7 protein-coding genes and 2 pseudogenes are annotated in these 5689 nt (G+C 67.1%); 3 read left to right on the forward strand and 6 right to left on the reverse strand.

Translation table 11 applies throughout. The features are described from left to right. From ACWEBX_RS36855 to ACWEBX_RS36870, 4 genes and pseudogenes are all read right to left on the reverse strand, one after another. Positions 1-355, reverse strand: a 355-nt coding sequence (locus ACWEBX_RS36855) for a transposase (protein ID WP_451889105.1), incomplete at its 3' end; no start/stop codon positions are given. Between the two features lie 34 nt (positions 356-389). Continuing rightward, positions 390-974: a DinB family protein gene (locus tag ACWEBX_RS36860; RefSeq protein ID WP_451889106.1), complete on the reverse strand. Its 585-nt coding sequence runs from the start codon at positions 972-974 to the stop codon at positions 390-392. A gap of 415 nt (positions 975-1389) precedes the next feature. Then, on the reverse strand, positions 1390-1560 hold the full coding sequence (locus tag ACWEBX_RS36865) for a hypothetical protein (protein WP_057605601.1): 171 nt from the start codon (positions 1558-1560) through the stop codon (positions 1390-1392). 97 nt (positions 1561-1657) lie between these two features. Next, a pseudogene (locus tag ACWEBX_RS36870) lies at positions 1658-2460 on the reverse strand (IS701 family transposase); the annotation flags it as partial. Here ACWEBX_RS36870 and ACWEBX_RS36875 point away from each other — a divergent pair. Then, on the forward strand, positions 2459-2863 hold the full coding sequence (locus tag ACWEBX_RS36875) for a type II toxin-antitoxin system PemK/MazF family toxin (RefSeq protein WP_451889107.1): 405 nt from the start codon (positions 2459-2461) through the stop codon (positions 2861-2863). The pseudogene ACWEBX_RS36870 and the gene ACWEBX_RS36875 sit on opposite strands and share 2 nt — an antisense overlap. A 188-nt stretch (positions 2864-3051) precedes the next feature. Beyond that, a pseudogene (locus ACWEBX_RS36880) lies at positions 3052-3129 on the forward strand (hypothetical protein); the annotation flags it as partial. 321 nt (positions 3130-3450) lie between these two features. On the opposite strand, the gene ACWEBX_RS36885 reads toward ACWEBX_RS36880, so the two are convergent. Both ACWEBX_RS36885 and ACWEBX_RS36890 read right to left on the reverse strand, forming a co-directional pair. Next, positions 3451-3990 (reverse strand): GNAT family N-acetyltransferase, encoded by a 540-nt coding sequence (locus ACWEBX_RS36885; RefSeq protein WP_451889108.1) that lies wholly within the window; start codon positions 3988-3990, stop codon positions 3451-3453. Between the two features lie 200 nt (positions 3991-4190). Beyond that, the gene (locus ACWEBX_RS36890; protein ID WP_451889109.1) at positions 4191-4586 is read right to left on the reverse strand and encodes a DUF6188 family protein; all 396 of its coding nucleotides are present in this window, start codon (positions 4584-4586) and stop codon (positions 4191-4193) included. Positions 4587-4762: 176 nt separating this feature from the next. Here ACWEBX_RS36890 and ACWEBX_RS36895 point away from each other — a divergent pair. Continuing rightward, on the forward strand, positions 4763-5689 hold a 927-nt coding region (locus ACWEBX_RS36895; protein ID WP_451889110.1), incomplete at its 3' end, for a hypothetical protein.

The following is a 5689-nucleotide window of genomic DNA, read 5'->3' on the forward strand; positions in this document are numbered from 1 at the left end:
GCTTGCGCACCGCATGCCAGCAGGCATCGGCACAAGGGCACGGTCCTACTGGCCCTGTACCTCGGCCCTCGCTCAAGTGGCCTGTTGCGCGACGCCACAGGCCGACCCCGGTCCATACCGTGAAGCGGCGATGCGCGGTGGCGGAGGACGTGTCGAACGTCGGCGGCAGATGCCGCCAGGCACAGCCGCTGGTCAGCACGTACACCACGGCGGTGAACACGGCGCGCTCGTCACGCGGAGCGGTCCCGCCACCTTGCGGTCGAGCCGCGAACGACGGCAGTAGCGAGGCAACCAACTCCCAGAGTTCATCGGGAACCAGACGCTTCGACAGATCAGAATCCACGGCCGGCGTCATGCCGCTCGAACACCACGTCACGTGGCACAGCCTTTTATGCCTTGACTGGTGCAGCCGATCTGGCGGCCTGCTCGATCTTCGCGCAGTAGGCGGCGCGGGCTTCCTCATCGATCTGCATCTCGTGTTCGGGGCGCATCCCGGTTCGGCCGTCGACGCCTTCGCGCAGGATGTCGGCGTGCCCGGCATGCCGGTTGGTCTCGCCGAGGACGTGGACCATGATGGCGAACAGGTTCGTGTTGGGATAAGGCTCCGTCCACCAGGGCACCTGGCCGGGGGCGTCGAGGGGAAGCTCGTTGATCGTCGCGTCCGAGTGTTCCCACGTGCGCCGGTAGAACCCGACGATCTGATCGCGCTTCTCGTCCTCGGTCGCCCACAGATCGCTGCCGTCATGGTCCTGCCACCGGGGCAGCGGTTCCGGGGAAGGGCGGTCGAAGACCTCACCGAAGTACCTGGCCTCGACGCTGGCCACGTGTTTGACCAGGCCGAGGAGGTTGGTCCCGGTCGCTGTCAAAGGTCGGCGGGCGTCGTATTCGGACAAGCCATCGAGTTTCCAGAGCAGCGCCTTGCGGTCCCGCCGCAGTCTCCCGTGCAGGTTGTCCTTCGCGAATTCATCGATCATGCGGCATCAGACTGCCATGGGCTGCTCGTGGTCTCAAGATCCCTTACGTGGTCCGCAACGACGTGCGGAGCCGAGACCTGGCCATGCCCGCCGCCCTGAGCAACTGTAAGAAGCTCGCGAAACTTGCCCGTGAGACAACCTTTAAGCGCCATCGAATTCGGTGACGTTCCTTCAGGAATGCGAGTGCGCAGGCATCTTGAACTCACCGTGCCCGGTCTAAAAAAGCATGGACGGCCGGAGGCGTCCGGCTGGAGGGCCATGGTTCCTGGCGCCACGGCCGCCTCCGGCCATGAACTCCAGCTACCCGGAACCGGAAGAACCACCACGTTCATCCCGTGCTCGTCGGGGCGGACATGGGTGGGGCCCGACGCCGTAGCCTCGGGCCCCACCCATGTATGTGTGCTGTTCAGGCCGTCTACCAGCGGTACCAGCGGCCGCGCTTGCCGCCGCTCGCTGCCGGGCGGATCACGAATCCGAGCACCCAGACGATCAGTACGATAACGGCGATCCACCAGAGCGCCTTGAGTGCGAAACCGGCGCCGAAGAGGATCAGGGCGAGCAGAAGAACAAGAAGAATAGGAACCATAGTTATCAACCTCCGGACCATCAAGTGCCCGACAGTCCGATCTTCATTCCTGTGGATCTTATCTATTTCTTAGTACTCCAGCCGTAGATCGTGATCTTCATGCTTGAGCGGCCTGTCGCCGGTAGTGGCTGGTCTGGGATCGGGCCTGGTGGCGGCGTCGCCAGACGGACCAGCCGAGCCGGTGGACAGGGTCAAAGACGGGCCGGTTGACGAGCGTGATGAACAGTCTTTGGATCTCGTTGCAGGTGAGCGGTATCAGCTCGTCGGGTGCGGGGTGGCGGTCGTGTTCATTCGCGCGGACGACGGGGAGGAAGGCGTGTGCGAGCATGGCCAGGGTGACCCGGCGGGACCAGGACGAGTAGCGGCGGACCTGGTGCTCGCCCAGGGCCGCCAGGCCTTTGCCGGACTGGAAAACTCCTCGACCCGCAACCTTGATCCAGCGACGTGCACCAGGGTGGTCAGCGGCACCGCGGCGGGTGCATGGCAGCGGTAGTAAGCGAGTTCGCCGGTGCTGCGGTTGCGGCGGATCAGCAGCTGCCGGCTCCCGGACCAGGGGTCGGTGAGGTCGATGACGGCCCAGTCGTAGAAGCGATGGCCCTTGGCTCCGACCCCCGCGGACAGCTTCTGCCAGGCCCTCTTGGGCACCTTCCTGGCCAGCGTGTCGGCGCGGAACTTCCCGCCGCCTGTGTTGACTTCGTGCGAGCAGGACACCGCGAGGACGTAGCCGGTGCCGCGTTCCTCCAGAGCGGTGCGCAGTCTCGGGTTGCCGCCGTGGACTTCGTCTCCTGCGACCCAGGCGGCCTGGTGGTCGGCGTCCAGGAATCGGGTGACCATGCGAGCGGCAAGCTCTGGCCAGGGTTGTGTAGCGTTTGCCTGCCGTCCTGTGTCTGGAGGACTTGTGCAACGTGGCGAAGTCTGGTGGGTCCAGTTCGACGAGCGGAGGTTGGTCGTACTGCTGTCGGGAGACGACGCGTCCGGGATCCGGGTGATGCAGGTCGTCGCTCCGGCGGGCGTCGACATCAGCGGTCTGGGCATCGAAGTGATGGTCGGCGCCGATGAAGGACTGCCGTTCGAAGGCGTGCTGCGGCTCGCGTTCCCGCGTCCGGGCTTCACCCCGTGCACGTGGCTGACCACTGTGTCCCGGGACGACCTGATAGAGCGGGCAGCCGTTCTGTCCTCCGTGAAGCTCAGCGAGATTGACGATGCCCTCCGACTCGCTGAACAAGCGCAGGAGCGGACTCCGACAACGACCGCGAAGCTCAGCGAGATACGGGACGCCCTCCGTCGCGGTGAACTCGGGTAGACGGAGAAGGTGCAGACGCCAGCGACGGCATGGGCGATCTCGGGCGAGATGATCGACGCTGGCCACCTGTCGGCTCTGCGCCCCTCACCATCGAGATCACGATCTACGGCTGGAGTATTAGGCAGCCTCCGGTCGCGGCCTCCTCGGTCTTCGAGGAGTGCTGGCGCTGGGAGTGCTCGCTGACCTGGGTGCCGCGCCGCTGTACCACCCCCACGGCGCTCAGTGACCAGACGATCCCGCGCGGCGACCTGATCTGCGTCAACCTCGCCTCGGCCAAGCGTGACGAGGCCCGGTGGATTCACCCGGAGCGCTCCGATCCCCAGCGCGAGCCGCTGCCGAGCCTGGCCAGTCGACGTGGCTCTGCCCACCGATCGACGGGATGGGTTCTGGACGCGGACGGTCCGGCCGGACGCGGCTTCCGCTCACCCAGACGGCTCGGAATTCGCGTCGTGTCGTCCAGAAGCCCTGTCCTGCCCCACCACCACACGCTCCTGCCGGCACCCCCGATCACCGGATCGTCGCCACCCGCAAACGAGTCCTGCTCATCAACTCAGCGGCCACGAGAGCAGAGGGCGCAGGGACTTGACTCAGGTCGCTGGGCCGACGACCGACACGTCCCAGGAACGGGGTCGAGCGAGCGCCTGCCACTCGTCCCGGAGCAGGGCCAGCACCGCGACGTCGTACCGGCGGCCCCGATGCAGGCAGGCAGAGCGGCGTACCCCTTCCTGAACGAACCCGGCCCTGGCCAGGACGCCGAGAGCCGCGCTGTTGGTGGTGTGGGTGACGGCCTGGACGCGGTGCATGGGCAGTTCACCGAAGGCGAGGTCGACCAACGCGTCCACGGCGTCCGTGCCATGGCCCCGGCCTCGGTGGTCCGGGCTCAGCATCAGCATGATCTCGGCCGTGCCGTCGACCAAGTCCTGGTCGGTCAGGGCGATATGGCCGATCGGCGTGCCGTCAGGGAGCAGGACGAGGAAGTCGTCGCGGTCGTGCTCGTCGCGATCCCGCTCGATGCGCTCGCGCACGGCGGAAAGGGCACGCGGCCACATGCCGACCTCGTGGGCCGCCACAGGGTCGGCGCGCCACGCGTGGACAAGCTCCGCATCGTCGACGTCGAGCGTTGCCAAGGCGACGTCCCTGCCCCGCCAGCAAACCTCCCGAGGCGACCCAGCGTCCCTGCCGTACACTTCCTCGTCCGCAACACACCCGGTCACAGACTCTGCTGCGTCCTCGATCATGTTCGGAGGCTACGGGCCGCCGAGGCCGGCGGGCCAGTCATTTCCGTTCCCTCGGAAGGCCCGCTGCGTGAGAGAGAACCAAGCGGTCGTCAAAGCTCCCAGCCGTCCTCACCACCAGGGCCGACCGTGATGGAAGCTACTCCGTGTCCGGTCAGATGCCAGGACTCGAACTCTGGATCCGGGCCGATCCAGAGCCCGGCACCGTCTTGAAAGTCGATGACCAGGACACCGTGCTCGCGGACATCGACCGCCGTGAGCGTCTGCCCGAACAGCGCCAGAACGGGGGCGAGGTTCACGCCCGTGCCGGGGTCGAGTTCGTGCCATTCACCAGTGGCATCCCGGAACAGGAACGGCGTCTCCAGTACCAACTCGGCATCCAGTCGGTAGCCCTCATCAGGATCGAGAGCGCAAAGACTCAGCCGCACTTGGTAGTCGAAGGCTGTGCGCTCCACTTGAGCACCGATCAAGGCGCTGGGGACCTTCACCCGGCCTCCCTTCCGCGACGTATGACAGCCCGACAGCGTAAGCACGTGCCCCCGGCGCGCCCTTTCGACCCCGTAGCTGAAGGCCCGCAGGTGCGGTTGCCGCAACAGATGCGAAAACATGTTGGCGGACTGCCGGCGAGCTGCGACGATGCGTCTGTTTCCCAGGCGGAGGTCATTTGTTCGTTTTCGTGTGTGGGGGTTGCGGCGCCGAGTTGACCACCCCGCTGTCTCAGGTCTCACTGCCCGTCCACGCCCGTCAGACGTACGGGAACGGGGCCCAGCTTCCGGTGCTCATGGAGTCAGGAACGTTCGCCGTGGACCCGGACCCCTGGGGAGGACCGTGGCGGATGTGGGACGAGATCGATCCGGCCGAGGCGGAGGCACGCGGCATCTATGCGCCCGTCTACGCCCTTTCCGACAGCACGCCCGGGGCGAGTGTCATCGCGCCCGGTGATGTCAGTGGAACCCGGCTGATTCCGGAGAAGCGTGGCGGTGCCTGCTGTGGCCTCGACGGAGCCGACGGCTGCAACATGGCCTGCGAGGCATGCGACCTGCCGGTGGCGTCCAGGGTCGACGACTGCTCGCTCTGGCAACAGGTGCGGCTCGGCCCGGACGCCGTGCGCCGAGTCCGCCTGGACGGCGTCCACGCTACGCCCCTCTCCTGGGCGGAGCTGGCAGAGACGACTGAGGGAACGCCCCCGTTCGAGCCGATTGCCACGTGGGGAGGACGGATGGGGTCGAACCACTACTGGTCGTGGAGTCCGCGGTGGGCGGCGGCAATCGGCCAGGCGCTCGCCCACCTGCTGGTCGCCTCCCAAGGGCAGCCGGTGAAGGTTCCCGGCGGACTGACCGCGGACGTCTTCCAACGCGCGCTCGACGCCCTGCTGCCCGCAGGCCCCCAGAAGCAACGCGCCGTCCTGGCCGGACCGGGACAGCCCTCCCCGGACGCGGGCGCCGACATCCTCCTCGTACCGGTCCATCCCCGGACGGGCCAGACCTGGACCCCCGCCGGCCCGACCGCGTCGGCGTACCTGGTGGCGGCATGCCTCACGGGCGCCGTGAACGTCGTCCGCACCGAGATGACGCCCGATGATGGCCTGTCC

The sequence above is a fragment of the Streptomyces sp. NPDC005070 genome (assembly GCF_053600395.1).